Genomic DNA, 25,652 nt, shown 5'->3' on the forward strand with positions numbered 1-25,652 from the left:
CGATGCGGCTTATTCTGCTGGCAGGCGCCGCCGGCGTTTGGGCGTTGCAGCAATGCGCTCAATTGCCGGCGCGGCATGGCATTCTCGCTTGCGTGGCGATTGCCATCGTCGCCGCACTGGCGGCGCTGGGCGCACGCCTCGGAGCACGTCGTCGAGCCGGGCGGTATGCCTGCTACGGTGTGTTGGCTCTGTGCGCTGCCGCGCTGGGCTTTTCATGGGCAGCGCTGCGCGCGGAGTGGCGTTTGGCCGACGAACTCAACCCCGGCTGGGAACGGCGCGACGTCACCGTGGAGGGCGTGGTGTCGACGCTGCCGGCGCAGTTGGCGCGGGGCGTGCGATTCGGTTTCGATATCGAGACGAGCCAGCGTGAAGGCGTCGTGCCACACCACGTGCAATTGTCGTGGTATGCCGAGCGGCGTGGTGCGGCAACACCATTGCCGGAGGTGCGACCGGGTCAGCGCTGGCGAATGACGATACGACTCAAGCGGCCGCACGGCACCGCCAATCCCCAAGGGTTTGATTACGAAGCCTGGCTGCTGGCCAAACGCATTCGCGCTACCGGCTACGTGCGTACCGGCAAGGCAAGGGTGCCCGTGCTGCTGGCCGAGCGGTTGCCTTCGGCCCGCTACGCGCTGGCGCGCTGGCGCGATCGGCTACGCGGTCATATTCACGGGGCTCTGCCGCCGGATGCTCGCTATGGGGGCGTGCTGAGCGCGCTGACAATTGGCGATCAGCGCGCGATAGCGCAGCCCGACTGGCAACTGTTTCAGCGCACCGGCGTGAGCCATCTGTTGGCGATATCCGGCCTGCATATCGCTCTGGTCGGCGGGTTGGCTGCTGCCGTGGCCAACCGGCTGTGGCGTTACCGGGCTCGCGCCGGCGCGTCGTGGCCCATGCTGACGCCGGCTCAGCGCGTCGCGGCGCTGGCGGGATTGCTGGCCGCGTTGGGATATGCTGCCATGGCGGGTTTCGGTATTCCGGCGCAGCGCTCTCTCTACATGCTGAGCGTGGTAGCGCTGGCATACTGGGCCGGCCGTCGCAGCGGCTCGTCGCATGTGATGTGCTGGGCTTTGGCCGTCGTGCTGATAATCGATCCGTGGGCGATCCTGGCGCCGGGGTTCTGGCTTTCGTTCGGCGCTGTATCGACCATTCTTTATGCCATGCGGCTCGCGGACGACTCGACTGGCGGACGTTGGCGGGTCTGGCGACAGGCAGCCCACGTTCAGTACGCGGTAACGCTTGGCATGGTGCCGTTGACGCTCGCATTGTTCGCGCAGGTTTCGGTGGTCGGGCCGTTGGCCAATGCGCTGGCAATTCCCCTGGTCAGTGTGCTGGTAACGCCAATGGCGCTGGCCGGCGCATTGATGCCTGCGCCATTGGGCAGCTGGCTGCTGCAAGGCGCGCATTTCCTGATTGAGTGGCTCACGGTGTGGCTGCGCTGGCTCGATGGCTTGCCGCTGGCGGTCTGGCGCGCGCCGCGGCCGCCGTGGTGGTTGACGCTGATGGCGCTGACTGGGGTTGCGTGGCTGCTGGCCCCACGCGGCTGGCCGATGCGTTGGGCCGGGGCGGGGCTGCTGCTGCCGCTGCTGCTTCGTGCGCCGGAACGCCCCGCCGACGGCGAATTCCGTCTGCTGGCGTTCGATGTGGGGCAGGGTACGGCGGTGCTGGTCGAGACGGCGGGTCACCGCCTGTTGTACGACACCGGGCCGCGACTGTCCGCGGCTGTCGATGCCGGCGCTCGTGTCATCGTGCCATATCTGTACGCGCGCGGCATCGAGCACCTCGACATGCTGGTGGTCAGCCATCAGGACGACGACCATGCGGGGGGCGCGCAGTCGGTGCTGTCCGGCGTGCGGGTGAGCGAGACGCGCTCGTCGCTGACGCCGGAGCATCCCATCGTGGCAGGCTCGCTGCGCCATCGTGCCTGTGGCGACGGCCAGTCGTGGGTGTGGGACGGGGTGCGTTTCGACATGCTGCATCCGGACGCGGCCACGCTGGCTTCGAGCAAGATCCGACCCAATGGGCGCAGCTGTGTGTTGCGCGTGTCGAACGCACGTCACGCGGCGCTGTTGCCCGGCGATATCGAGCGCGCGCAGGAGGCCGAATTGCTGGCACGGCTGCCGGCCGAACGACTGGCGGCCGATATTGTCGTGGCGCCTCATCATGGCAGCTTGACCTCCTCGACGTCCGCATTTGTCGCGGCCGTCTCGCCTCGTTACGTGATTTATCAGGCGGGCTATCTCAACCGATTCGGCCATCCGCGCGAGGCGGTTACGGCCCGCTATGCCGCGCATGGTGCGATGGCGTTTCGGAGTGATCGGCACGGCGCAGTCGAATTCAGTACCGCCGGGGAAAGGCTGCGGGTGTCGGCCTGGCGTGTCGAGGCGAAGCGATACTGGATGGGGCGCTGAGCCGGCCGCGCCATGACTTTGGATGCTTTCCTCTATGACAGCGCGGGCGCGCAACGCGATCACGCCGCTAGAATGGCATTTTGTGGAACATCTTTTCGTCATGTCTCGGGAGATTATTCATTTTTCACACGCCAACGGTTTTCCGTCGTCTGTGTATAGGAAATTGTGGCGCTTGCTGGGGGATGATTACGAAGTTCGTGCGATCGAGCGCATCGGTCATGACAAGCGCTATCCGGTGACCCCGGAGTGGGCGCTTCTGCGCGACGAGCTGGTGGATACGCTCGCTCGCGAATATACCGAGCCGGTCTGGCTGGTCGGGCATTCGCTCGGCGGCTTTCTCAGCCTGATGGCCGCCATACGGGCGCCGCAACGGGTGCGCGGGGTCGTCATGCTCGACTCGCCGATCGTCGCGCCCGGGTGGCGCGTACACCTGCTTCGCCTGAGCCAATTGACCGGCTTGTATGACCGCCTGTCGCCGGCACGAGCCACCCGCACACGCCGCACCCACTGGGACAATTGGGACGCCGCCTGGCGGCACTTCAAATCCAAGCCGGTATTTGCCCGCTGGGATGAAGACATGCTGGCCGACTACATTACCTTTGGGACGTCGCCCACCGGGTTTGGTGCCCAGCGGGTGCTGGCGTTCGAGCGCGAGATCGAATACCGGATCTACCGCACCTTGCCCCGCCGGTTGGGCGCGCGGGCACAGCGGGGTGTCCCGGTGCCGGTCGGATTTCTGGCTGGTACCGACTCCAGGGAGTTACGCCAGGTCGGGCTGGCGGCAACCCGGCAACTGGTCGGCGAGCGGCTGCGTTATGTGCCCGGCACTCATCTGTTTCCGATGGAGCAGCCGGAACAAACCGCCGAGCGCCTGCGCGAGGTGCTGCGGGCGTTGCGGGGTGCGCAAGGCCTGCCGGCGGCGGCCTGAGGTTCACCCGATCGGCTCCTGCAACGTGCTCGCGCCAGCCCGGATAGTCGAAGCCAGGGCTGGCTGTCAAGCGCAAAATTTGCGGCGCCGCGTCGCGGCGTGGCTGGGGCTTTACGGTATAATCCGGCTTTCCCGCGAGCAATTAATGCGATGACTAAGTTCGTTTTTGTCACCGGCGGCGTGGTGTCCTCTCTCGGCAAGGGGATTGCAGCTGCTTCTCTCGCCGCGATTCTCGAATCGCGCGGCCTCAAAGTCACCCTCCTCAAACTCGATCCCTACATCAACGTCGACCCCGGCACGATGAGCCCGTTCCAGCACGGCGAGGTGTTCGTTACCGAGGACGGCGCGGAAACCGATCTGGATCTGGGGCACTACGAGCGCTTCATCAGCGCCAAGATGCGCAAGGCCAACAATTTCACCACCGGCCAGATCTACGAGTCGGTGATTCGCAAAGAGCGGCGTGGCGAGTATCTGGGCAAGACGGTTCAGGTCATCCCGCATATCACCAACGAAATCCAGGCGTTTGTCGAGCGCGGCGCACGTTCCACGTGGGACGGGCACCCGGATGTCGCCATCGTGGAAATCGGCGGTACGGTCGGCGATATCGAGTCGCTGCCGTTCCTGGAGGCAGCCCGGCAAATGAGCCTGCGGCTGGGGCGTAATCAGGCGGCCTTCGTGCACTTGACGCTGGTGCCCTACATCGCCACGGCAGGCGAATTGAAAACCAAACCGACTCAGCACAGCGTGCAGAAATTGCGCGAAATCGGTATCTCGCCGGACGTGTTGCTGTGCCGGGCGGATCGCCCGATTCCGGACGACGAGCGAGCCAAGATTTCGCTGTTCTCCAACGTCCCGCAGGACGCGGTGATTTCGGTGTGGGACGTCGATACGATCTACAAGATTCCGCAGATGCTGCACGACCAGGGCATGGACACGATCATCTGCGACGAACTCAAGCTGACGCCGCAGCCTGCCGATCTGTCGATGTGGGCCAAGCTGGTCGAGGCAATCGAGCACCCGAAGCACGAGGTGACGATCGGCATGGTCGGCAAGTATGTCGATCTGACAGAGTCGTACAAGTCGCTGATCGAAGCGCTCAAGCATGCGTCGATCCACACGTCGACACGCGTGAACATCGAATACCTCGACTCGGAGCAAATCGAGAAGGAAGGCACCGACTGCCTCAAGCAATTGGATGCGATCCTGGTACCCGGCGGTTTCGGTCGTCGCGGCACCGAGGGCAAGATAAAGGCAATTCGCTATGCGCGCGAGAATCGCGTGCCATATTTGGGCATCTGCCTGGGCATGCAGTTGGCGGTTATCGAATTCGCGCGGGATGTGGCGCACCTGGCCGGGGCCAACAGCACGGAGTTCGACCCGAGCACTGACCATCCGGTCGTCGCGCTCATTACCGAATGGCTGGATCGCGACGGGCGCATCGAACAGCGTTCCGAAGACTCCGAGCTCGGCGGCACCATGCGCCTCGGGGCGCAGCGCGTACCGATTGCCCCGGGCACCCTGGCGTCGCGCATCTACGGCGATCATGTCAACGAGCGTCATCGCCATCGCTATGAAGTAAACAACCACTACGTTCCCCAGCTGGAAGCGGGGGGGCTGGTGATTTCGGCCCGCACTCCGAGTGAAAATCTGCCGGAAATCATGGAATTGCCGCAGCAGATCCACCCGTGGTTCGTTGGCGTCCAGTTCCACCCGGAGTTCACCTCGACGCCGCGCGATGGCCATCCGCTGTTCAAGGCTTATGTCGAAGCGGCGCTGGCGGGCCAGGCGGCTCGCAAGAAGGCGGCCTGAGACACGGCCCGGGAGACGGATCATGAAATTATGCGGTTTCGATGTCGGGCTGGAGCATCCCTTTTTCCTGATTGCCGGCACCTGTGTGGTCGAGTCCCAGCAACTGGCGCTCGACACGGCGGGAACCCTGAAGGAAATCTGCGCGGCGCTAGATATCCCCTTCATTTACAAGTCGTCCTACGACAAGGCAAACCGCAGCTCCGGCAAGTCATTTCGCGGGCCGGGCCGTGCCGCCGGTTTGAAGGTGCTCGACGAAGTGCGCCGCCAAATCGGCGTGCCGGTGCTTACCGACGTGCATACCGAGGAGGAAGTATCCGAGGTAGCGGCGGTGGTGGATGTATTGCAGACGCCGGCGTTTCTGTGCCGCCAGACCGATTTCATCTGGGCCTGCGCGCAGTCGGGCAAGCCGGTCAATATCAAAAAGGGGCAGTTCCTTGCGCCTCACGATATGGTCAACGTGATTGCCAAGGCGCGTGATGCGGCGCGCGAGGCCGGTCTGCCGGAAGATAATTTCATGGCGTGCGAGCGCGGCGCCTCGTTCGGCTACAACAACCTGGTGTCCGATATGCGCTCGCTGGCGATCATGCGCGAGACTGGCGCACCGGTGGTGTTCGATGCGACGCATTCGGTGCAGCTGCCGGGTGGCCAGGGCACCAGTTCGGGCGGCCAGCGCGAATTCGTGCCGGTGCTGGCACGCGCCGCGGTTGCCGTGGGGGTGGCTGGGCTTTTCATGGAAACCCATCCGGATCCGGCGCACGCCAAGTCCGATGGGCCGAACGCCGTGCCGCTGCATCGCATGAAGGATTTGCTGACGTCGCTCAAGGAGCTCGATAAGGTCGTCAAGCGTGGCGTATTCCTGGAGCAGGATTTCAACTGAGAAGTGGCTGAAGCATGCCGCCGCCGAGGCCAGAAACATGGCGGAGCAGCGAAGCCGGGTATAGCGGCTCAGGGATTGGCAAATTTTGCATCACTCGCTAATCTTGCCGGTTTGAATTGTTTTTTCCATCGAGGAACTCATGAGTGCAATCGTAGACATCATCGGCCGCGAGATACTGGATTCGCGCGGCAACCCGACAGTCGAGTGCGACGTGTTGCTGGAATCCGGCGTGATGGGACGGGCCGCCGTGCCGTCGGGCGCATCGACCGGTTCGCGCGAGGCGATCGAGCTGCGTGACGGTGATGGCAGCCGGTATCTCGGCAAGGGTGTGCTCAAGGCGGTGGAACACATCAATACCGAGATTTCCGAAGCGATCATGGGGCTGGATGCGGCCGAACAGGCGTTTCTCGACAAGACGCTGATCGAACTCGATGGTACCGACAACAAGTCCCGTCTGGGCGCCAATGCGACGTTGGCCGTGTCGATGGCGGTGGCCAAGGCTGCGGCCGAGGAAGCCGGCCTGCCGCTGTATCGTTACTTTGGCGGATCCGGCGCGATGCAGATGCCGGTGCCGATGATGAATATCGTCAACGGCGGCGCGCATGCCAATAACAGCCTGGACATCCAGGAATTCATGGTGATGCCGGTCGGGCAGGAGAGCTTTCGCGAGGCACTGCGCTGCGGCGCGGAAATCTTCCACGCGCTCAAGAAAATCCTCTCCGACAAGGGCATGAGCACCTCGGTGGGTGACGAAGGCGGTTTCGCGCCGAATTTCGCCAGCAACGAAGAGTGCCTGAACACGATCCTGCAGGCCATCGACAAGGCCGGCTATCGTGCTGGCGACGACGTGGTGCTGGCCCTCGACTGCGCCTCGAGCGAGTTCTACAAGGACGGCAAATATCACCTGTCGGGTGAAGGGCTGCAACTGACGTCGACGGAGTTCGCCGACTATCTGGCGGTGCTGGCCGACAAATTTCCGATCGTGTCGATCGAAGACGGCATGGCCGAAAACGATTGGGACGGATGGAAAGTCTTGACCGAGAAGTTGGGCAAGAAGGTTCAACTGGTCGGCGACGATCTGTTCGTGACCAACACCAAGATTCTCAAGGAAGGTATCGAGCAGGGCGTGGCCAACTCGATTCTGATCAAGATCAATCAGATCGGCACGCTGACCGAAACGTTCGCGGCCATTGAAATGGCCAAGCGCGCCGGCTATACCGCCGTCGTGTCGCACCGCTCCGGCGAGACCGAGGATTCGACGATTGCAGACATCGCGGTAGGCACCAATGCCGGGCAGATCAAGACCGGCTCGCTCTCGCGGACTGACCGCATGGCCAAATACAACCAACTGCTGCGCATCGAGGAAGATCTCGGCGACGTCGCCAGTTATCCGGGCAAGTCCACGTTCTACAATCTGCGCTGATACGCGCGCTGAGCGCCCGCCCGGCGTTTCGCAGGGCGGGTGAATTGCCCGAGAGCAAACACGATGCGATTCGTGACCCTGGTGCTGGTTCTGTTGCTGGCGCTGATCCAGTACCCTCTATGGTTCGGCAGCGGCGGGTGGCTGCATGTGCGCGAATTGCGGCAGCAACTTGCTCTTCAACAACAGAAAAACGAACAGTTGAAGGAGCGCAACGAACGGCTGGCCGGTGAAGTGCAGAATCTGAAAGATGGCACGGCAGCGATCGAGGAGCGTGCGCGCTATGAGCTCGGCATGATCAAGGACGGCGAGGTCTTCGTGCAATTTGTCGCGCCAGACGGTACCGCCGATCCGTTTCGCTGGGGGGCGAGCGGCGCCGCCGCCGCCGGGCAATTACCTCCCCACGCAATTGCGCAGGCTGTGCATCAGTCGCCGACGGCAAAGCATCCACGCACCCATCGCGAGCACGCCAAACGCTAGCGCTGAAAAAAGCGCGACTTACCAGCCCCACCCCCAGGGGCTCGACCCATAGTAGTAACCGAAGCCGTAACGAGGTCCGAACCACGGCCCATAACCACCGTAGTAGTAGGCATTCGCGTTCCAAGCGTCCCGCAGGGCGGCATTGTAAGCAGCCCAGGCGCGTCGATTGCGGATGTCATTCTCCTGCTCCTGCAGCAGGCGCGCATCGAGCTCCGTCAGTTTTTTGCTTTGCTCCGGCGTCAATTTCGGTGCCAGGCGGGCTGCGGCCCCCTCGGGTAGCCGCTGGATGGGCGCACCGCGCGGCGGCAGCGCCGCGCATCCGCCCAATACTGCGGCGCAGAGGCTAATCAAAACCAGCCGTCGCGGGCGGGGTGAAATAGACGCGAGAATGGTGTTCATTGAATTTCCGACTGGTAGCTTCCGGAGCATCGGCCCGATACTGGCGTTGCTCAATGCCGCTGCGATGGAGCAGCGGTCACATCGGCTGAGAACTTGTCGCCCGCGAAAAGTTGCGCCGCATCGACCGCGTCGAACGTATAGTGCTGGCGGCAATACTCGCAGTCGATATCAATTTTCTCGCGCTCGTCCAGAACGCTTTTGACTTCCTCCCAGCCGAGCATGCGCAACATGTTGCCCACGCCGCGGCGTGAGCATGTGCAACGAAAACGGGTCGGCAGCGGTTCGAACACCCGCACGTCCTCCTGCCAGAAGAGACGGTGCAACAGATCGTCGGCGGATACCGAGAGCAATTCGTCGCGCTTGAGCGTCGCACCCAGGTGGCATGCGCGCTCCCAGGTATCCTCGGCCTCCTGGGCGACAGCGCGTGCATCGCCGCCCCCCTCGCCGGGCAGACGCTGCAACATGACGCCAACCGCTTGTTGCTCATCTGCGGCCAGCCAGAGATGCGTATCGAGCTGCTCGGAATGCAGCATGTAATGCCGCAGAACTGCCGCCATGTCTTCGAGCGGTCCGTCTTCGTCGGCCAGCGGGACGATGCCTTGGTAGGCCTGCTGGCCGGGGCGCTTGTCGTGCGGGTCGAGCGTGATGGCGAAACGTCCGTTGCCATTGGCATTGACCATTTGCGCCAGGGTCGGACTGGCGGGCAGGTCGGGCGAATATTTGGCCGTGGCACGCATCGTGAGGTCCGAGTTGCACTCGACCACCAGCATCTGTACCGGACCGTCGCCGTGGATTTGCATGATCAGGGCGCCGTCGAATTTGAGATTGGCCGACAGAAGCGCGGCGGCGGCCATCATTTCGCCCAGGAGCGTGCGCACGGGCGCCGGATAATCGTGATTCTGCAGCACGGTTCGCCACGTCGTACGCAGATTCACGATTTCGCCGCGCACCGGCGCGGCGTCGAATACGAATTTCTTGAGTTGGTCGGACACTGAATGGGATTCCTGCGATAAAGGGGCGAGCCCCCCGCGGCGTCGATGAGAAAAAGAGCGATCAGCCGATTCTGACCAGCTTTTCCTTGAAGAATTGACGCCGTGTGGAGTAACTCTGAGTGGCGGCCATCATGCGCTGCCGATCTTCTTCGGTCAGCTGCCTCACCACTTTGGCGGGCGAACCCAGAATCAGGGAGTTATCTGGAAATACCTTGCCCTCGGTAACCAATGCGCCAGCACCGACCAGGCAGTTTTTCCCGATAACCGCGCCGTTCAAGACCACCGCCTGAATGCCGATCAGCGCTCCGTCGCCGATCGTGCAGCCGTGTAGCATGACCTGATGGCCGACTGTCACGTTTTCGCCGATGGTCAGCGGGAAGCCGGGATCGGTGTGCAGGATGCTGCCATCCTGAACGTTGCTGCCCGCGCCGATGGAAACCGGCTCGTTGTCGCCGCGTGCCACTGCGCTGGGCCAGATGCTGGTATTTTCGGCCAGCGTCACTTTGCCGATGATGGTGGCGGTATCCGCCACAAATGCACTTTCGTGAATTTGTGGCACGTTGTCTCCGAGTTTGTAGATTGGCATATGAGGCCCGCTAAAATGTTACAAGTCATTATTGTACCGTCATGAACCCAAAGACTTCTTCACCTGGCGCAATGCCATTGTGCGCGCGCCGCGCCGCGCTAGACATTCTGCTGACGACCGATCCGTTCGCCAAGGCGCGCGCGGCGCGTGAGCTTGGTGCGCTGGTGCGCGATGGTGGTGCCGGGGTCTCGGCCGCGCTCGAGTTGCCCGAGCCGCCAGGCATTCCGGGGCGACCATCGCAACCTGAGCTTGTGTCGCCGCGCGCGCTGGAGCGGCGCGCGATGCATACCGATGCCGGTCGCGCGGCGCTGATCCACGCGCTGGCTCATATCGAATTCAATGCGATCAATCTGGCGCTCGACGCGGTGTGGCGCTTTGCCGGGCTTCCCGATGCCTTTTACGCGGATTGGCTGCGGGTCGCGGCCGAGGAGGCCTATCACTTCACTTTGCTGACGGATCATTTGGCCGGCATGGGTTACCGGTACGGCGATTTTCCGGCGCATAACGGACTGTGGGAAATGGCGCAGAAGACGTCAGGCAACCTGTTGGCACGATTGGCCCTGGTGCCGCGCACCCTGGAGGCTCGGGGACTTGACGCAAGCCCGCCGATCCGCGCCAAGCTGTGGCAAGCCGGCGATCGGCGTGCGGCGAACATCCTCGACATCATTCTGCGCGACGAAATTGGCCACGTGGCCGTCGGCAACCGCTGGTATCGCTGGTGTTGCACGCAGCAGGGACTCGACCCGCTCGAAGCTTATCGCGAGCTGGCGCAGCGTTATCAGGCACCGCACCTCAAAGGACCGTTCAATCTGAAGGCACGCCGCGCCGCAGGCTTCGACGAGGCCGAGCTGGCCGCGCTGATGCAGACCACTCAATCCCCCGCGGCCTGAAATATTTGATGTCGCCGATGAAGGCGGCCGACGTGCAGCGTGGAAGTGTCATCTCCGATATAATCGAACGGTCATTCTTTTTTCTTTGCGATGAAAACTTCCTGCTCTGAGTTTGTCGACGTGCGCGGTTTGCGCTATCACGTCCGACGCTGGGGACCGTCGACCGGGCCCAAGTTGTTCCTGCTGCACGGTTGGATGGACGTGGCGGCCTCGTTCCAATTTTTGGCGGACGCGCTGCCCGATGACTGGCAGTTGATTGCGCCGGATTGGCGCGGCTTTGGGCAGACCGATTGGCCGGCGACGCATGGTAACGCGGGGTGTTACTGGTTTCCCGATTATCTTGCTGACCTGGAGGCTTTGCTGGATCATTACGCCCCGGCAGAGGCAGTCGATCTGGTGGGGCACAGTATGGGCGCCAATGTGGTTTGCCTGTACGCCGGCATCCGTCCTGCACGGGTACGCCGTGTCGTCGACCTGGAGGGCTTCGGCCTGCCTGCGACGGTTCCGGAGCAGGCGGCCGGGCAATTTGCCCGGTGGCTCGACGAAATGCGCGAGCCGCCGCAATTGAAGCGCTACGCTTCGCTGGCCGACGTGGTTGCGCGTTTGCGCAAGAACAACCCGCGCCTTTCGCAGGCGCGTGCGGAGTTTCTGGCGCCACACTGGTCGCGTCAGACCGATGCGGGTGACTGGGAGATCCTTGGCGATCCTGCTCATAAAATTGCCAATCCTTTCCTGTACCGGCTCGACGAGATCATGGCAGTCTGGCGTCAGGTCACCGCGCCCGTGCTGCATGTCGAGGCCCGCGATTCGGAGACCTTGCGCTTTCTGGCGCGACGGGAGTCGATCGAATCGTTTCGCGCCCGTTTTCAGGCCTTTCCGGATTTTCGTGAAGTGTTTCTCGACGACGCCGGGCACATGGTGCACCACGACCAACCCGAAGTACTGGCGAGGCTGATCGACGAGTTCTGCCGTCACTGAAGCGGCCGCCGTCGCAGGAATGGCGTCTGCGGTAAAATGAAAATCTATCTCCCGCATACGCCCCATGCTCAACGCTGATCTTCATTGCCATTCGACCGTTTCCGACGGCACTCTGCCGCCGGAGGAGGTCGCGCGCCATGCCGCGGATGGCGGCGTCGAGTTGTGGTCCCTGACCGATCACGACGAGATTGGCGGCCAAGCCCGGGCACGCGCTGCGGCCAAGGCGCTGGGCATGCGCTATATCGACGGCGTGGAAATTTCGGTGACGTGGGCCGAGCGCACGGTGCACATCGTGGGGCTGGCGATCGATCCTGCAAACGCCGACCTGATCGACGGTCTGGCACGCACCCGCGCCGGACGCCAGCGCCGCGCCGAACAGATGGCCGACGGGCTTGCCGCCGTGGGCATCCCGGGCGCCTATGAAGGGGCGTTGCGCTACGTTGGCAATCCGGACTTGATTTCGCGTACCCATTTCGCCCGCTATCTGGTCGAAATCGGCAAGGGCGACTCGGTGCGCGATGTTTTCGGGCATTACCTGGTTGAGGGACGGCCTGGCTATGTGCCGCATCGCTGGGCGACGCTGGAGGATGCCGTGACATGGATCCGCGGCGCGGGCGGGGTCGCGGTGATCGCCCACCCGGGGCGTTACAGATATTCTGCGCTGGAGTTCCAGGCGCTGTTCGACGAATTCAAGGCGCTGGGTGGCGAAGGCATCGAAGTCGTCACCGGCAGCCACTCGCCGGAGCAGTACCGTTATTACGCCGACGTGGCCCGCCGTCTCGATCTGCTGGCATCGCGCGGTTCCGATTTTCACGGCCTGACCGACGGACGTGCGAGCATTGGTCGATTGCCCGCCCTGCCGGAGGGGCTCGTTCCTGTTTGGCAGCGTTGGGTCTAGTCGATGCGCCGGCGGGAGCTCCCGGCCGCCGTACTCGGCAACGGTGCTTTTTTCCTTGATGCCTGATGTCACAATTCTTTCAGATTCATCCCGACAATCCGCAAACGCGCCTGATTCGGCAAGCCGCGCAGATTATCGACCAGGGCGGGGTCGTCGCATTACCCACCGACTCCAGTTACGCATTGGCTTGCCATCTCGATGACAAGGCTGCGGCCGACCGTTTGCGCCGGATTCGCGGCATCGACGAAAAGCATCATCTGTCGCTGCTGGTGAGGGATCTCTCGGAACTCGCCAGCTTTGCCCAGGTGGACAACCGGCAATATCGCCTGATCAAGGCGGTGACGCCGGGGCCCTATGTATTCATTCTGGAGGCGACCAAGGAGGTGCCGCGGCGGTTATCGCACCCGTCGCGCAAGACGATCGGGTTGCGCGTGCCGGACCATGCGATCACATTGGCGCTGTTGACCGAATTGGGGCAGCCGCTGCTCGCCTCGACGCTGATCATGCCGGGTGAGCAGGACCCGCTCAACGATGCGGAGGAAATCCGGTCGCGACTGGAGCATCAGGTCGAATTGGTAGTCGACGGCGGCGCTTGTCCGCTCGAACCGTCGACCGTGATCGACCTGACCGGCGAGGTGCCGGTGCTGGTGCGGGCCGGACGCGGACCGGTCGAGCCTTTCGGAATCAGCGCGTGACGCGCCGCGCGCGAGCGAATAATCGATGGCGCGTGCTGCTGGCTTGTTACAATAGCGCGCTATGAACTCATCCTCCCTGATCCAGGCAATCGCGGTCTACGCGCTGCCCATCCTGTTCGCCATTACGCTGCACGAAGCCGCGCACGGTTACGTGGCGAAGCATTTTGGCGATCCGACGGCGTATCTGATGGGGCGGGTGACGCTCAACCCGCTCAAGCATGTCGATCCGCTGGGTACGATCGCGGTACCGCTATTTTTGTATTTCGCCACCGGCGGCACGTTTCTCTTCGGTTATGCCAAACCGGTGCCAGTCAATTTCCGGGGGCTGCGCAACCCGCGCTGGGATACGCTGTGGGTGGCGTTGGCCGGGCCGGCCTGCAATTTCGTTCAGGCCGTGCTGTGGGCGCTGGCGGCCGTGCTGATCCAGGCAGCCGGTGTGCACGAACCTTTCTTCATCGATATGGCTTCGGCCGGGATTATCGTCAACCTGGTGCTGTGCGCCTTCAACCTGTTTCCGATTCCTCCGCTCGATGGCGGGCGGGTTTTGACTAGCCTGCTGCCGCCGCGCTACGCGTACTACCTCGACCGCTTGGAGCCTTACGGATTTTTCATCGTCCTGGCGCTGGTGGTCAGCGGCGTGTTGGGCAACCTGTGGTTATGGCCGCTCATCGACACAGGGCGCTTCCTGATTCGAATGATTCTTTCTCCACTTTTAACGCTGCTTTCGTAAATCAAAATCATGTACCCCGAACGCGTTTTCTCGGGCATGCGCCCGACCGGCAGCCTGCACTTGGGTCATTACCACGGTGTCTTGAAGAACTGGGTCAAGCTGCAATCCGAATATCCTTGCTTCTTCTGCGTGGTCGACTGGCATGCGCTGACCACCCACTACGAGACGCCGGAGGTCATCGAGAAAAACGTATGGGATGTACTGACCGATTGGCTGGCCGCGGGGATCGACCCCAACCAGGCGACCCTGTTCATTCAGAGCAAAGTGCCCGAGCATGCCGAACTGGCGTTGCTGCTGGGGATGAGCACGCCGCTGGGCTGGCTCGAGCGGGTACCGACCTATAAGGAGCAGATCGAAAAGCTCAAGGACAAGGATCTGTCGACTTATGGCTTCCTGGGTTACCCGGTGCTGATGTCTGCCGACATCCTTCTGTATCGCGCGGTGCATGTGCCGGTCGGCGAGGACCAGGTGCCTCACGTCGAGATGACGCGCGAAATCGCGCGGCGTTTCAACTACCTGTATGGCCGCGAGCAGGGTTTCGAGGAGAAGTCGCTCGAAGCCGCGAAGAAGCTGGGCAGCAAGCGCGCCAAGCTCTATCTTGAACTGCGCACCGCCTATCAGGAGCAAGGCAATGACGAAGCCCTGGAGCAGGCGCAGGCGTTGCTGTCGGAATCGCAGTCGCTGAGCATGGGCGATCGCGAGCGGTTGTTCGGCTACCTGGAAGGCGCTCGCAAACTGATTCTGGCCGAGCCCCAGGCGCTGCTGACGAAAGCCTCGCGGATGCCGGGGCTGGATGGACAGAAAATGTCGAAGTCGTATGGCAACACCATCGGCCTGCGCGAGGACAAGGAAACCATCACGAAGAAGGTTCGCACCATGCCGACCGATCCGGCGCGCGTGCGGCGTACCGATCCGGGCGATCCGGATAAATGCCCGGTGTGGCAACTGCACGAGGTTTATTCCGACGAGGCGACTCGCGCCTGGGCCGACAAGGGATGCCGCAGCGCCGGTATCGGCTGCCTGGAGTGCAAGCAGCCGGTGATCGACGGCATTTTGCGCGAGCAGCAACCGATGCTCGAACGCGCGCAGAAGTATATGGACGACCCGACCTTGTTGCGGGCGATCGTTGCCGACGGCTGCGACAAGGCCCGTCGGTCCGCGCAAGAGATCATGCGTGACGTCCGCGAGGCCATGGGGCTGTCGTATTCCTGACATGCCTCCCAGCATGCCATCTGCTGCGCCGCCCATGATGACGGCCGATCCTTCCGCCTGGGTAGTGAGATGGGCCCACGCGGTGCCGGCCGGCGGCCGAGTTCTCGACGTGGCCTGCGGGCGCGGGCGACACGCGCGGTACTTTGCTGCGTTGGGCCACCCGGTGACGGCGATCGATCGCGACGCGGCGGCGCTGGCGGAGCTGCCTGCCATGGCGCGGGCCATCTGCGCCGATATCGAGTCGGGAGGCTGGCCGCTGGACGCTACGGCACAGTTCGATGCGGTGCTGGTCACGAACTATCTGTTCCGTCCGCTGCTGCCGCGCCTGATTGACTGTGTTGCCCCGGGCGGTGTGCTGCTTTATGAGACGTTCGCGCAGGGTAACGAGCGGTTCGGCCGGCCGGCCAATCCTGATTTTCTGTTGCACCCCGGCGAATTGCTTGCCGCGGTCGATGGCAAATTGCGGGTCATTGCCTATGAGGATGGACGCCTCGAAGCGCCGCGCCAGGCCTGCGTGCAGCGCATCTGCGCGGTGAATTCAGCGAGCGCGGATGCATGCTGCTACGAGCTGCGTCCGTAATCCGCTACAATCTGCATTTCTCGCCTGTTTTTTCAGATAAATCATGACACCCGCCAGCCCCATTCGAGGAAGTATCGTCGCCATCGCCACGCCGATGAAGGATGACCAGGAAGCAAGCCTGGATCACGACGCGCTGCGAAAACTGATCGACTGGCATATCGCCGAAGGCACTGACGGTATCGTGATCGTCGGCACCTCAGGCGAATCGCCCACGGTCTCTGTCGAGGAGCACTGCGAGCTGGTCAAGCTGGCGGTGGACCAGGCCGCCAAGCGGGTGCCGATCATTGCCGGTACCGGCGGCAACTCGACTGCCGAGGCGATCGAGTTGACCGAATACGCTCGCAAGGTCGGCGCCGATGCCACGCTGCAGGTCGTTCCTTACTACAACAAGCCGACCCAGGAAGGCATTTATCGGCATTTCCGCTCGATCGCGGAGCACGTCGACCTGCCGGTCATCCTCTACAACGTTCCGGGCCGCACGGTTGCCGATGCCAGCAACGAAACGCTGCTGCGCCTGGCGCAGGTGCCGGGCATCGTCGGCGTGAAGGACGCTACCGGCAACCTCGACCGTGGCGCCCAATTGATCAAGGATGCGCCCGAGCATTTCGCCGTGTATAGCGGCGATGACCTGACGGCGGTCATGCTGATGCTCATGGGGGGCAAGGGCAATATCTCGGTCACTGCCAATGTGGCGCCCCGCGCGATGCACGAGCTATGCGAGGCGGCGATGCGCGGCGACGCGGTGGCGGCGCGCGACATGCACTTCAAGTTGCTGAACCTGCATCGTGCGATGTTTGTCGAACCCAACCCCATTCCCGTGAAATGGGCGCTTCAACAAATGGGTAAAATCCAGGGCGGTATCCGGTTACCGCTCACTCCTCTGGCCAAACCGTATCACGACGCGGTGCTGACGGCACTGCGCGAGAGCGCTGTTCTGTCCTGATCCATAAGCGGCCTTGCTCAATCTTCCTTAGCGACTCATGAAACGAATTGTCCGTCTTTCCGTTGTCCGGCCTGTATTGACGTGGGCCGCCTTTGCCGCCGTAACGCTTGTCGCCGGGTGCAGTTCGCTGAACTCCGCGCTGCAATCCGATCGAGTCGATTACAAATCCGCCGAGACCGGCCCTTCGCTGGCGGTGCCTCCGGATCTGTCATCGCTGGCCGCGACGCCGGCTGCACCGATTGGTGGGGCGACCTCACTGTCAAGCTACGAGAAAAAGGAAAAGGTTGTGGCCGCGCAGCCGAAAGTGCAGGTATTGCCTGAAGTGCCTGGTATGAAGGTCGTGCGCGACGGCAACGAGCGCTGGCTGGTGGTTCATCAGGCGCCGGGAGATCTGTGGCCGACGCTTCGCCAGTTCTGGCAGGAGCAAGGTTTCGTGCTGACGCTCGATTCTCCGGATACCGGTGTGATGGAAACGGGCTGGGAAGAGAACCGGGCCAAGATTCCTCAGGATTTCATCCGTAACCTGCTCGGCAAGGTGATCGATGGCTTGTATTCGACGGGCGTGCGCGATCGTTTCCGTACGCGCGTCGAGCGTGGCCCGGATGGAACGACCGACGTGTTCATCACCCACAGTCGAATGGTCGAGGTTTACACGAACTCCCAGAAAGACACGACGAAGTGGGAGCCGGCGCCGAGCGATCCCGGCCTCGAAGCGATTTTCCTGACCAAGCTGATGCAGCGTCTGGGCGCGACCGCCGAAGCCGCCAAGAGCGAGGTGCAGGCCGCCGCGCCGGCCGCACCCGCGACGCGTGTGATCAATGCGGCCGACAAAACGTATCTGGATATCAACGAGCCGTATGACCGCGCATGGGTCCGTGTCGGCGTAGCGTTGGATCGGGCCAATTTCACTGTGACCAGCAGCGACCGCCAAAAAGGCCTCTACCAGGTCCGTTATGTCGATCCTGCGGCGTTGCACAAGGACAACGGCTTCTTCTACAGCCTGTTCCACTCGAAGCAGATTCAGCAGAGCAAGGAGCCGCGCCAATACAACGTGAATGTACGAGGCGAAAGCAACGACCAGACGCGCGTTTATGTGCTTGATCCGAACGGCAATATCGACACCTCGGAGATTGCGAAAAACATCATTGGCGTCCTGAGCGCTCAGTTGCAGTAAGGCGAACCGTGCGGTTCGCCAGTCTGGGGAGCGGTAGCGAAGGCAACGCCCTGGTGGTCGAGGCGCACGACGGCGTCTCGACCACGCGTGTTTTGCTCGATTGTGGTTTTTCCGTGCGCGAAGCCGAGCGTCGTCTGGCAAGGTTGGCGTTGAGCGCCGATTCGCTCGACGCCATTTTCGTGACTCACGAGCATGCCGATCATATCGGCGGCGCAGCAGCATTGGCGCGCAAATACCGTATCCCGATTTACATGAGCTGGGGCACAGGGCAAGCCTGCTCGCTTGCTTCGGACCTGGAAGTCGGTTGGTGCCGTTCGGAGCAGCCAGTGGTCGTTGGCGCTCTTCAAGCGCTGCCCTACACCGTCCCTCACGATGCCCGCGAGCCGCTCCAGTTCGTTTTTTCGGATGGACGCAGCCGGCTGGGCGTATTGACCGATGCCGGCAGCGCGACGCCTCACCTGATCGAAGTGCTCGGAGGCTGTACTGCCTTGGTGCTCGAGTGTAACCATGATCGAGAGATGCTGGCTGGCAGTAAGTATCCGCCGTCGCTCAAGGCTCGCATTGGCGGCGACTATGGGCACCTGGCCAATGACAGCGCGGCGAACATATTGCGATCGGTCGAACGCGGCCGCTTGAAACGCATCGTTGCGGCTCATTTGAGCCAACAAAATAACTCGCCGATGCTCGCGCGCATGGCCCTTGCCGAGGCGATTGGTGAGGTGCCGGACGAAATCCTCGTCGCTACGCAGGAGGAGGGGTTCACATGGCAGGACGCGTGAAAATCATCGCCACCCGCGTCGCCAGCGAAATGGCGCATCGATAGAAATAAAAAAAGCCGGCCTAAGCCGTAATGCCGTTCAGTTAAGGTCTTTTTGTAGGTACCGAACGGTGTAGCGGAGGGGTCGCGATTTGACGACCCGATCGCATTTGCGGTCGGGTCGTTTTTCGTTGATGAGCCGCTTGAGGTGCTCACGCAGACGTTTAAGAACTGCGGGAAGCTTGGCAAGCGCCGGCGTGCGAGCGGCCCACATCATCTCGTGCTGGATAAGGTGGAAGGAGCGCACGAAGCTGAGTTCGGTTGGTTCGCACCTGGCCTCGAAGGCCGCGCTGGCCATTTCGCGGCGAATCAGGTTGTAGGCGATCAAAGCGCCCCAGATTTCCTGGTAGACACCTTCGACGGTTCGGCTACGTAGCGTCAGCTCGCTACCGAGCATAGATTGTTTGAGTTCGCGGTAGCTGGTTTCGACCTGCCAGCGGCGCTCGTAGCAAGCATCCAGGTCGGCCGCCTTGAAGCGGCGTCGGTCGGTCAACGAAGTCAGTAGCACCCGCTCGCGGCCGCCCGCATCGGCCACGCGAATCGCACGTGCCATCCACCATTCAGGTAGCTCAGGGCACTTCTGCCGCGCCTGTGGTGAGACGCGCATGCGCACCAAGGCATCTTCGGGCTTACCTGATACCACTTCCCAGCGCGTATTGGCTTTGGCAGGAATCAGGAAGTGGCGGTTGCGCTTGCCCGCAGTCAGGCCGCACAGGATCTCTGCAGACAGAAAGCCCTTGTCGAAGACCGTCAGCGAGTGATCCGGGATCTGCCCCAGCAATTGCTTGGCATAAAGCATCTCATTCGTGTCGTAGCGACCGAACGCGATATTCGAGACGAGGTGGGTCGGCACCGAAGTCAGCGTCACGGCTCGCACCTGCGGATAGCTCGCCACTTTGCCGCTGGCATAGCCTTGCGCACCGAAATGCTCTCGATTCTCGGCACTGTCCGGGACGCGCAGCGTCGTGCCATCCATGGCCCACAGACTCAGCCCCTTGAAGGCGTAGCGTGCAGCGTCTTGCTGGCACCAGGCTCGTGCGGTCCGTTCGAACAACCAAGCCATCGGCGCATCGCCCAGGCGTTGCCGAGCCTGGGTCACAGCGCTCTTGCTCACAAACGTCGCTTCGTTAGGTAATACCAGATCAAGGCTGTCGACTACCTCGCTGATTGACCAGTGGCGGTAGATCGCTAGCGCGATCACGAGCCAAACCACTTGCTCGGCAGGCAAGCGCCGACGGCGAATGCTTGCTGTGCCCGTAGCCTCAATCGCTTGCTCAATCCATTCCTGCGGAAGATGCGCGCCCAGCCGACTCAGGTCGGCAGGCGTGGCATCCAGCACGAAGTTCAGGTGGTCGCTCAGCATCGCGACCAAAGTTAACAGCTTGCCGCCCCGTTTACAACTCCAACCCCAAAACAAAAATGCCGTTCAGCTCTTAACTGAACGGCATTACGGCCTAAGCCGGCTTTTTATCAGAAGCCCAATTACTGCTTCTTGACAGCGTCTTTCGCTGCGTCGACGGCGGCGCCGGCAGCAGAAGCTGCCGACGATGCGGCAGCGCTCACGTCCGAAGCGGCATCTTTGGCAGCTGCACCAGCGGCCGAAGCGGCATCGCTGGCTGCGGCGCCAGCAGCGGAGGCAGCAGAGCTGGCTTCCGAAGCGGCAGCAGCGGCTGCGCTGGCAGCGGTGTTGTCGGCCGCCGGTTGTTCCTCTTTCTTACCGCAAGCAGTCAGGGTCAACGCCAGCAACGCAGCGACGAGCAGAGACTTTTTCATGATCACGTCCTTTTATAGTGTAGACAAACGAAAAAATATGCAATGACTTGGGATACGCTTGGTCAGCGTAAGGCCAGCTGCTTGCGCGTCGGCAATTGTGGATTACCCTAGTTCTGCAGGTGGCTTGGCGGGAAATTATAGGGGGTTTCATATATGCCGTCGATGATATTTCCCCGCATTCGTTGCTTTTTTTTCTTCGTTTTACCTATGGAATCGCGCTGATGGATGTGCGCTAGCAGGCCCGGTTTCCGAACCACGGAAAAGCTCACCGACTGGACGTTTAGGGACTGAGTTCGATCCATCCGGCGCAATACCATTCGTACAGAATGTCCCAGTCTGGCGCGGGCGGCGCCGGCAGCTTTGCGCAATCGGCCTGACTCAGTCGGCGAGTGTCGGCCAATCGGCGAAACCACTTTTGCACGATGCCGGGCAGCGGTTGAATTTCCCCGTTGATAAATGACTGGCCTTTCTCATACAGGCATTGACTTTGACGCGCCAGCACGACGCCGTGCGCGCGAGCGCGACGCACAAAGGAGCCCCGCGCCATGGGTGACTCCGGCGGCGTGAAATAGACCTGGGGTTTGGGTTCGCTCAACCATTGCCCGAGGAAGCGGGCGATGTCCTGCCGGCGCCATCGGACTCTCGCCAACTGTGCGGCGATGTGATCGATCATTTGGTCTGGCAGGCGTGCCGGGTGTGCGACAGACGGTTGCCAGGGGTCGGCGTAACGCCCTTCAAACGCGCGGCCAAGCGGTAGTTCGTCAGTATTTTCAGCCAGAAAATAGAGAAAGTTTTGCAGTATCTCGCGATTGGTCGGTGCCCGGAAGCCGATCGAATAGGTCATGCATTCACCTAGCGCGACGCCGTCGTGTGCATAGCCTGGCGGCAGGTAGAGCATGTCGCCGGGGGTCAGATCCCATTCCTGTTCTGCCTTGAAGTTTTTCAGTATTTTCAACGGCAAGCCGTCGATGAGCGTGTGATCCTGTTGGGCGGAAATGCGCCATCGGCGGGTCCCGTGCGCCTGCAACAGGAATACGTCGTACGAATCGAAGTGCGGCCCGACGCCGCCGCCGTCGGTGGCGTAGCTGATCATGAGATCATCCAGCCGCGCGTCCGGCACGAAGCGGAACTGATCCAGCAGCGCGCGTGCGCCATCGTGATGCAGATTCACTCCCTGCAGCAGGAGCGTCCATTGACGCGCGCGTGCGCTTGGTAGCTCGGATGCCTCGAACGGCCCGCTCGATAGCGTCCAGTGTTGTCGGACCTTCCGGATCAGACGGGACTCGACGTCGTCCCGGGTCGCCAGCGCGAGCAGTGCGGCGCGGTCCAGCAATGGCGCGAAGCCGGGAATCGCCTGGCGAATCAGCAGCGGTTGGCGGTGCCAGTAGCGCCGCATGAATTCGGTTGGCGAGAGGCCGCCGAGCAGCGAGGGTGGTTGCAAGGATCTTTTCATGCGAGTACAAAGGAGCCGTCAGATAGGCTCCCGTATAATGTGGGCTGTTTTCCGGAGAGTTTGATGAAGATTGAAAAAAATACCGTCGTGTCGGTGGCGTACACGCTGTCAGATGCCCAAGGCAATCTGATCGAGGAAAGTGGCGACGAACCGATGGTTTATTTGCATGGCGGCTATGATGGCACGTTCCCGAAAATCGAGGAAGCGCTGGATGGCCAGGATATCGGGTTTGAGGCGCAGCTGCAGTTGGAGCCCGAGGATGCATTTGGCGATTATGATCCCGAACTGATCAAGGTCGAGGAGCGCGGCCGTTTTCCCGAGCCGCTGGAAGTCGGCATGCAGTTCGAGGGATCGCCCGAAGACGGCGACGATGAGGCGCAGATCCTGATCTACACGGTGACCGACGTGGCCGACGACAAAGTTGTGCTTGACGGCAACCACCCGCTGGCGGGTATGGCATTGAGATTTTCTCTCAAGGTCACTGACGTCCGGGAAGCTACCGAGGACGAAATCGAGCATGAGCACGCACATGGTGCGAGCGGACTCGAAGTTCTCGACGAGGACGATCAGGGTGAGGCCGACGGCGAGCAAGATGATCGTGATGGGACGCCGCGCATCCTGCACTGATAATTCCGGGGCTGCGTCCGACGTTTGACTGTGCGCAAGCCGGCATGTCTGGCACGCTGCGCTCGTCGCGCCCACGCAGGCGCGCGTGTTCGGGGTGGTTGGCTTGCAACGGCTGACGAGCTCTGACGCAAGGGCGCGGACGTTGTCCGCAATGAGCTGGTACGTCGCTGAGGTGACATCAGAATTGGCCGCTTGATGCAAGCGGCCAATTTTTTTGCAGGCGGCAAAGCTGTTGCCCATCGGCGTGAGGTTTGCCGCCGGGCTCCACGAAGTGATCGCGGTCGCGGCGTCCTAGGTCTTGTCCAGCAGGCTGCGCAGCTCGTATAGCGCCTCAAGCGCCTCGCGCGGACGGAGATTATCCGGGTCGATTGCCTCGATGCGGTCCAGAATGGCCTGTTGCGCCGCGCTGGGTGCAGGCGTGACAGGAGTCGCTTCGATGGCGTCGAAGTGCGGCGTGGCAAACAGATCCATCTGCGGCGCTGCGGTGTTGAGCGATTGCTGCTCGAGCGCGGCCAGATGTTTGCGCGCGGCCCGAATCACGGCAGGTGGAACTCCGGCCAACTGCGCGACCTGCAATCCGTAGCTCTGGCTAGCCGGTCCGTCCTGTACTGCGTGCAGGAACACAATGCCGTCGCCGTGTTCGATGGCATCGAGATGGACATTGGCCGCCTGCGGGAATTCCTCGGGCAATTGAGTCAGCTCGAAATAATGGGTGGCGAAAAGCGTGAAGCAGCGATTGTGTGTCAATAGCTGACGCGCGATCGCCCACGCCAGCGCCAAACCGTCGAAGGTCGATGTGCCGCGCCCGATTTCGTCCATCAGGACCAGACTTTGTTCGGTCGCATTGTGCAAAATCGCGGCCGACTCCGTCATTTCGACCATGAAGGTCGAACGGCCGCCAGCCAGGTCGTCGGCTGCGCCGATGCGCGTATAGATAGCGTCGAGCGGACCGAAGGTCGCCTGGTCGGCGGGAACGTAGCTGCCGACATAGGCGAGCAATGCAATCAGCGCAGTCTGGCGCATGAAAGTCGATTTGCCGCCCATGTTGGGGCCGGTGATCAGCAGCAATTTGCGCGCCGAGTCCAGTTGGCAATCATTGGCGATAAAGCGCTCGACTTGATTTTCCACCACCGGGTGCCTGCCTTGAATGATCGAGAGCGCCGGCTCGTCGCTCAGGGTTGGCGCTACCCAGCGCAGCGCGCCGGCGCGCTCGGCCAGCGTGCACAGCACATCCAGCTGGGCCAGTGCGGCGGCAATGCGCTGGCAATCCGCGATATGGGGCAACAACGATTGCAGCAGCGCGTCGTATAACATCTTCTCGCGCGCCAGGGAGCGCTCCTGAGCCGATAGCGCCTTGTCCTCGAAGGTCTTGAGTTCCGGCGTGATGTAGCGCTCCGCGTTTTTGAGCGTTTGGCGACGCCGATAGTCGTCCGGCACCTTGTCGGTTTGACCGCGCGTGACCTCGATATAAAAGCCGTGAACCTTGTTGTATTCGACGCGCAGATTGGGGATGCCGGTGCGCGCTCGCTCGCGCGCCTCCAGATCGACCAAGAACTGTCCGCAGTTTTCGGAAATGTCCCGCAATTCATCGAGCTCGGCGTCGAAGCCTCGCGCGATGACGCCGCCGTCGCGCAGTATCGCGGCAGGCTCGGCAGCGATCGCGCGGGCCAGCATGTCGACGCACGCTTCGGGCGCCGCCAGCTCGGCATAAAGGGTGTCGAGCAAATGCGCTGCTCCACCTTGCGCCGGAGCCAAGGCGGCCTGCAACTGTGGCAACTGCTGCAACGAGTCGCGCAGGCTCGATAGATCTCGCGGTCTGGCCGATAACAGTGCCAGCCGGGCGGTGATGCGCTCGACATCGGCGATGCGGCGCAATTCATTGCGCAACGGCCGCCAGACGGCACCGGATGCATCGTCGGTCAGCACGCCGATGGCTTGCTGGCGCGCGCGCGGGATTTGCTGATCGCGCCAGGGATGATGCAACCAGTGGCGCAATAGCCGGCTGCCCATGGTGGTGCTGCAGGTATCGAGCAGCGAGAGCAGCGTCGGCGAATCCGTGCCGCGCAGGGTTTCCGTGAGTTCGAGGTTGCGGCGCGTGGCGCTGTCCAGGCCGATGTACGCAGACTCGCGCTCGACGATCAATTTTTGCACGTGCCGCAGTGACTGCCCCTGAGTCGCCGCAGCGTATTGGAGCAGTGCGCCGACCGCGCCGAGGGCTGGGGCAAGGCCATCGCACCCGAAGGCGCTTAGCTGCGTTACCCCCAGTTGATCGCACAGGCGTTGGGTTCCCGCGGTGATGTCGAAATGCCAGTCCGGTAGTCGCGTCAGAGCGCCGTGAGCGAGCCCTTTGACGGCATCAATCTGGCTGTCCGCTACGAGCGTCTCGGCAGGACGAATGCGCTCGAACTCACGCTCCAGACGATCCGGCGCAACATCGAGCAGGCGCAATTCACCGCCGGCCAGATTGAGCCAGGCGAGCCCAAGTTTGGGGGCTCCCGCCTTGCGCGCCGGCTGCGCGTATAGCGCCAGCAGGTATTGGTCGACCTTGTCGGACAACAGTGCCGCGTCGGTCAGCGTGCCAGGCGTGACGACCCTGACCACCTTTCGCTCGACCGGGCCTTTGGCGGTGGCCGGGTCTCCGATCTGTTCGCAGATTGCGACCGATTCGCCGAGTTTGACCAGTTTGGCGAGGTATTGCTCTGCCGCGTGATGCGGCACCCCGGCCATCTTGATCGGCGTGCCGGCAGAGGCGCCGCGTGCGGTCAGCGTGAGGTCGAGCAGGCGAGATGCTTTTTCCGCATCGTCGAAGAACAATTCGTAGAAATCGCCCATGCGATAAAACACGAGCGTGTCGGGATGATCGGCCTTGATGCGCAGGTATTGCTGCATCATCGGCGTGTGGTTATCGAGGGTGCTATCGCGATCGGCAGCTGCCTTGGGTGATACGGCCATTCATTCCTCTCAGAGGCGTCCCAAGCGG

General features: G+C 62.3%; 24 protein-coding genes. 17 read left to right on the plus strand and 7 right to left on the minus strand.

Annotated features, from left to right (window positions below):
* Positions 1 to 2 precede the first annotated feature (2 nt).
* From PATSB16_RS05025 to ftsB, 6 genes are all read left to right on the plus strand, one after another.
* Positions 3 to 2,411, plus strand: a complete 2,409-nt coding sequence (locus tag PATSB16_RS05025) for a DNA internalization-related competence protein ComEC/Rec2 (RefSeq protein WP_047212919.1) — start codon at positions 3 to 5, stop codon at positions 2,409 to 2,411.
* A 100-nt stretch (positions 2,412 to 2,511) separates the two neighbouring features.
* Positions 2,512 to 3,339: an alpha/beta fold hydrolase gene (locus PATSB16_RS05030; protein WP_047216275.1), complete on the plus strand. Its 828-nt coding sequence runs from the start codon at positions 2,512 to 2,514 to the stop codon at positions 3,337 to 3,339.
* 150 nt (positions 3,340 to 3,489) lie between these two features.
* Positions 3,490 to 5,148: a CTP synthase gene (locus tag PATSB16_RS05035; protein WP_047212920.1), complete on the plus strand. Its 1,659-nt coding sequence runs from the start codon at positions 3,490 to 3,492 to the stop codon at positions 5,146 to 5,148.
* Between the two features lie 22 nt (positions 5,149 to 5,170).
* Entirely contained in the window at positions 5,171 to 6,025 is an 855-nt protein-coding gene (kdsA, locus tag PATSB16_RS05040; RefSeq protein WP_047212921.1) for a 3-deoxy-8-phosphooctulonate synthase, read from the plus strand.
* A gap of 139 nt (positions 6,026 to 6,164) precedes the next feature.
* Positions 6,165 to 7,448: a phosphopyruvate hydratase gene (gene eno / locus PATSB16_RS05045; RefSeq protein ID WP_047212923.1), complete on the plus strand. Its 1,284-nt coding sequence runs from the start codon at positions 6,165 to 6,167 to the stop codon at positions 7,446 to 7,448.
* A gap of 63 nt (positions 7,449 to 7,511) precedes the next feature.
* Positions 7,512 to 7,925, plus strand: a complete 414-nt coding sequence (gene ftsB / locus PATSB16_RS05050; protein ID WP_047212925.1) for a cell division protein FtsB — start codon at positions 7,512 to 7,514, stop codon at positions 7,923 to 7,925.
* Positions 7,926 to 7,943: 18 nt separating this feature from the next.
* On the opposite strand, the gene PATSB16_RS05055 is transcribed toward ftsB, so the two are convergent.
* From PATSB16_RS05055 to PATSB16_RS05065, 3 genes are all read right to left on the minus strand, one after another.
* Positions 7,944 to 8,324 carry a hypothetical protein gene (locus PATSB16_RS05055; RefSeq protein ID WP_047212926.1) on the minus strand — a complete coding sequence of 127 codons (381 nt, stop codon included), beginning with the start codon at positions 8,322 to 8,324 and terminating at the stop codon, positions 7,944 to 7,946.
* 50 nt (positions 8,325 to 8,374) lie between these two features.
* Positions 8,375 to 9,316 carry an Hsp33 family molecular chaperone HslO gene (gene hslO, locus PATSB16_RS05060; RefSeq protein ID WP_047212928.1) on the minus strand — a complete coding sequence of 314 codons (942 nt, stop codon included), beginning with the start codon at positions 9,314 to 9,316 and terminating at the stop codon, positions 8,375 to 8,377.
* A 61-nt stretch (positions 9,317 to 9,377) separates the two neighbouring features.
* A complete protein-coding gene (locus PATSB16_RS05065; protein ID WP_047212929.1) occupies positions 9,378 to 9,902 on the minus strand; it encodes a gamma carbonic anhydrase family protein in 525 nt (174 codons plus the stop codon).
* 41 nt (positions 9,903 to 9,943) lie between these two features.
* Here PATSB16_RS05065 and PATSB16_RS05070 point away from each other — a divergent pair, with 41 nt between their 5' ends.
* The 10 genes from PATSB16_RS05070 (at position 9,944) to PATSB16_RS05115 (ending at position 18,781) form a co-directional block, all read left to right on the plus strand.
* On the plus strand, positions 9,944 to 10,792 hold the full coding sequence (locus tag PATSB16_RS05070; protein ID WP_047212931.1) for a ferritin-like domain-containing protein: 849 nt from the start codon (positions 9,944 to 9,946) through the stop codon (positions 10,790 to 10,792).
* Positions 10,793 to 10,882: 90 nt separating this feature from the next.
* Entirely contained in the window at positions 10,883 to 11,770 is an 888-nt protein-coding gene (locus tag PATSB16_RS05075) for an alpha/beta fold hydrolase (RefSeq protein ID WP_047212932.1), read from the plus strand.
* Between the two features lie 64 nt (positions 11,771 to 11,834).
* The gene (locus tag PATSB16_RS05080; RefSeq protein ID WP_047212933.1) at positions 11,835 to 12,668 is read left to right on the plus strand and encodes a 3',5'-nucleoside bisphosphate phosphatase; all 834 of its coding nucleotides are present in this window, start codon (positions 11,835 to 11,837) and stop codon (positions 12,666 to 12,668) included.
* 65 nt (positions 12,669 to 12,733) lie between these two features.
* Positions 12,734 to 13,363: an L-threonylcarbamoyladenylate synthase gene (locus PATSB16_RS05085; RefSeq protein ID WP_047212934.1), complete on the plus strand. Its 630-nt coding sequence runs from the start codon at positions 12,734 to 12,736 to the stop codon at positions 13,361 to 13,363.
* A 61-nt stretch (positions 13,364 to 13,424) separates the two neighbouring features.
* Entirely contained in the window at positions 13,425 to 14,093 is a 669-nt protein-coding gene (locus PATSB16_RS05090; RefSeq protein ID WP_047212936.1) for a site-2 protease family protein, read from the plus strand.
* 9 nt (positions 14,094 to 14,102) lie between these two features.
* Complete coding sequence (locus tag PATSB16_RS05095) at positions 14,103 to 15,305, plus strand: tryptophan--tRNA ligase (protein ID WP_047212938.1); 1,203 nt, start codon at positions 14,103 to 14,105, stop codon at positions 15,303 to 15,305.
* A gap of 1 nt (position 15,306) precedes the next feature.
* Complete coding sequence (locus tag PATSB16_RS05100) at positions 15,307 to 15,885, plus strand: class I SAM-dependent methyltransferase (protein ID WP_047212939.1); 579 nt, start codon at positions 15,307 to 15,309, stop codon at positions 15,883 to 15,885.
* A gap of 43 nt (positions 15,886 to 15,928) precedes the next feature.
* The gene (dapA, locus tag PATSB16_RS05105; RefSeq protein WP_047212941.1) at positions 15,929 to 16,828 is read left to right on the plus strand and encodes a 4-hydroxy-tetrahydrodipicolinate synthase; all 900 of its coding nucleotides are present in this window, start codon (positions 15,929 to 15,931) and stop codon (positions 16,826 to 16,828) included.
* 37 nt (positions 16,829 to 16,865) lie between these two features.
* Positions 16,866 to 18,002, plus strand: coding sequence for an outer membrane protein assembly factor BamC (bamC, locus tag PATSB16_RS05110; protein WP_047212942.1), 1,137 nt, complete (start codon positions 16,866 to 16,868; stop codon positions 18,000 to 18,002).
* A gap of 8 nt (positions 18,003 to 18,010) precedes the next feature.
* Complete coding sequence (locus PATSB16_RS05115) at positions 18,011 to 18,781, plus strand: MBL fold metallo-hydrolase (protein WP_047212944.1); 771 nt, start codon at positions 18,011 to 18,013, stop codon at positions 18,779 to 18,781.
* Positions 18,782 to 18,859: 78 nt separating this feature from the next.
* On the opposite strand, the gene PATSB16_RS05120 is transcribed toward PATSB16_RS05115, so the two are convergent.
* From PATSB16_RS05120 to PATSB16_RS05130, 3 genes are all read right to left on the minus strand, one after another.
* Positions 18,860 to 20,182 (minus strand): IS4 family transposase, encoded by a 1,323-nt coding sequence (locus PATSB16_RS05120; RefSeq protein WP_047216276.1) that lies wholly within the window; start codon positions 20,180 to 20,182, stop codon positions 18,860 to 18,862.
* Positions 20,183 to 20,301: 119 nt separating this feature from the next.
* Complete coding sequence (locus PATSB16_RS05125) at positions 20,302 to 20,592, minus strand: hypothetical protein (RefSeq protein WP_047212946.1); 291 nt, start codon at positions 20,590 to 20,592, stop codon at positions 20,302 to 20,304.
* Between the two features lie 280 nt (positions 20,593 to 20,872).
* The gene (locus PATSB16_RS05130) at positions 20,873 to 22,045 is read right to left on the minus strand and encodes a JmjC domain-containing protein (protein WP_047212948.1); all 1,173 of its coding nucleotides are present in this window, start codon (positions 22,043 to 22,045) and stop codon (positions 20,873 to 20,875) included.
* 63 nt (positions 22,046 to 22,108) lie between these two features.
* Between PATSB16_RS05130 and PATSB16_RS05135 the strand changes: the two genes are divergently transcribed.
* Positions 22,109 to 22,672 (plus strand): FKBP-type peptidyl-prolyl cis-trans isomerase, encoded by a 564-nt coding sequence (locus PATSB16_RS05135; RefSeq protein ID WP_047212950.1) that lies wholly within the window; start codon positions 22,109 to 22,111, stop codon positions 22,670 to 22,672.
* Positions 22,673 to 22,963: 291 nt separating this feature from the next.
* Here PATSB16_RS05135 and mutS read toward each other — a convergent pair whose 3' ends face one another.
* Positions 22,964 to 25,624 carry a DNA mismatch repair protein MutS gene (mutS, locus tag PATSB16_RS05140; protein ID WP_047212951.1) on the minus strand — a complete coding sequence of 887 codons (2,661 nt, stop codon included), beginning with the start codon at positions 25,622 to 25,624 and terminating at the stop codon, positions 22,964 to 22,966.
* Between the last annotated feature and the right edge of the window lie 28 nt (positions 25,625 to 25,652).

The organism is Pandoraea thiooxydans (genome assembly GCF_001931675.1).
Classification (GTDB): Bacteria; Pseudomonadota; Gammaproteobacteria; order Burkholderiales; family Burkholderiaceae; genus Pandoraea; species Pandoraea thiooxydans.

Excerpts from the sequence above, each read along its gene's own strand:
- kdsA (WP_047212921.1), top strand. The coding sequence starts at position 5,171 with ATGAAATTATGCGGTTTCGATGTCGGGCTGGAGCATCCCTTTTTCCTG.
- PATSB16_RS05065 (WP_047212929.1), bottom strand. The coding sequence starts at position 9,902 with ATGCCAATCTACAAACTCGGAGACAACGTGCCACAAATTCACGAAAGT.
- PATSB16_RS05085 (WP_047212934.1), top strand. The coding sequence starts at position 12,734 with ATGTCACAATTCTTTCAGATTCATCCCGACAATCCGCAAACGCGCCTG.
- PATSB16_RS05035 (WP_047212920.1), top strand. The coding sequence starts at position 3,490 with ATGACTAAGTTCGTTTTTGTCACCGGCGGCGTGGTGTCCTCTCTCGGC.
- PATSB16_RS05075 (WP_047212932.1), top strand. The coding sequence starts at position 10,883 with ATGAAAACTTCCTGCTCTGAGTTTGTCGACGTGCGCGGTTTGCGCTAT.
- dapA (WP_047212941.1), top strand. The coding sequence starts at position 15,929 with ATGACACCCGCCAGCCCCATTCGAGGAAGTATCGTCGCCATCGCCACG.
- mutS (WP_047212951.1), bottom strand. The coding sequence starts at position 25,624 with ATGGCCGTATCACCCAAGGCAGCTGCCGATCGCGATAGCACCCTCGAT.
- PATSB16_RS05100 (WP_047212939.1), top strand. The coding sequence starts at position 15,307 with ATGCCTCCCAGCATGCCATCTGCTGCGCCGCCCATGATGACGGCCGAT.
- PATSB16_RS05130 (WP_047212948.1), bottom strand. The coding sequence starts at position 22,045 with ATGAAAAGATCCTTGCAACCACCCTCGCTGCTCGGCGGCCTCTCGCCA.
- bamC (WP_047212942.1), top strand. The coding sequence starts at position 16,866 with ATGAAACGAATTGTCCGTCTTTCCGTTGTCCGGCCTGTATTGACGTGG.
- PATSB16_RS05025 (WP_047212919.1), top strand. The coding sequence starts at position 3 with ATGCGGCTTATTCTGCTGGCAGGCGCCGCCGGCGTTTGGGCGTTGCAG.
- PATSB16_RS05070 (WP_047212931.1), top strand. The coding sequence starts at position 9,944 with ATGAACCCAAAGACTTCTTCACCTGGCGCAATGCCATTGTGCGCGCGC.
- PATSB16_RS05090 (WP_047212936.1), top strand. The coding sequence starts at position 13,425 with ATGAACTCATCCTCCCTGATCCAGGCAATCGCGGTCTACGCGCTGCCC.
- ftsB (WP_047212925.1), top strand. The coding sequence starts at position 7,512 with ATGCGATTCGTGACCCTGGTGCTGGTTCTGTTGCTGGCGCTGATCCAG.
- PATSB16_RS05120 (WP_047216276.1), bottom strand. The coding sequence starts at position 20,182 with ATGCTGAGCGACCACCTGAACTTCGTGCTGGATGCCACGCCTGCCGAC.
- PATSB16_RS05030 (WP_047216275.1), top strand. The coding sequence starts at position 2,512 with ATGTCTCGGGAGATTATTCATTTTTCACACGCCAACGGTTTTCCGTCG.
- eno (WP_047212923.1), top strand. The coding sequence starts at position 6,165 with ATGAGTGCAATCGTAGACATCATCGGCCGCGAGATACTGGATTCGCGC.
- PATSB16_RS05080 (WP_047212933.1), top strand. The coding sequence starts at position 11,835 with ATGCTCAACGCTGATCTTCATTGCCATTCGACCGTTTCCGACGGCACT.
- PATSB16_RS05055 (WP_047212926.1), bottom strand. The coding sequence starts at position 8,324 with ATGAACACCATTCTCGCGTCTATTTCACCCCGCCCGCGACGGCTGGTT.
- PATSB16_RS05135 (WP_047212950.1), top strand. The coding sequence starts at position 22,109 with ATGAAGATTGAAAAAAATACCGTCGTGTCGGTGGCGTACACGCTGTCA.
- PATSB16_RS05125 (WP_047212946.1), bottom strand. The coding sequence starts at position 20,592 with ATGAAAAAGTCTCTGCTCGTCGCTGCGTTGCTGGCGTTGACCCTGACT.
- PATSB16_RS05095 (WP_047212938.1), top strand. The coding sequence starts at position 14,103 with ATGTACCCCGAACGCGTTTTCTCGGGCATGCGCCCGACCGGCAGCCTG.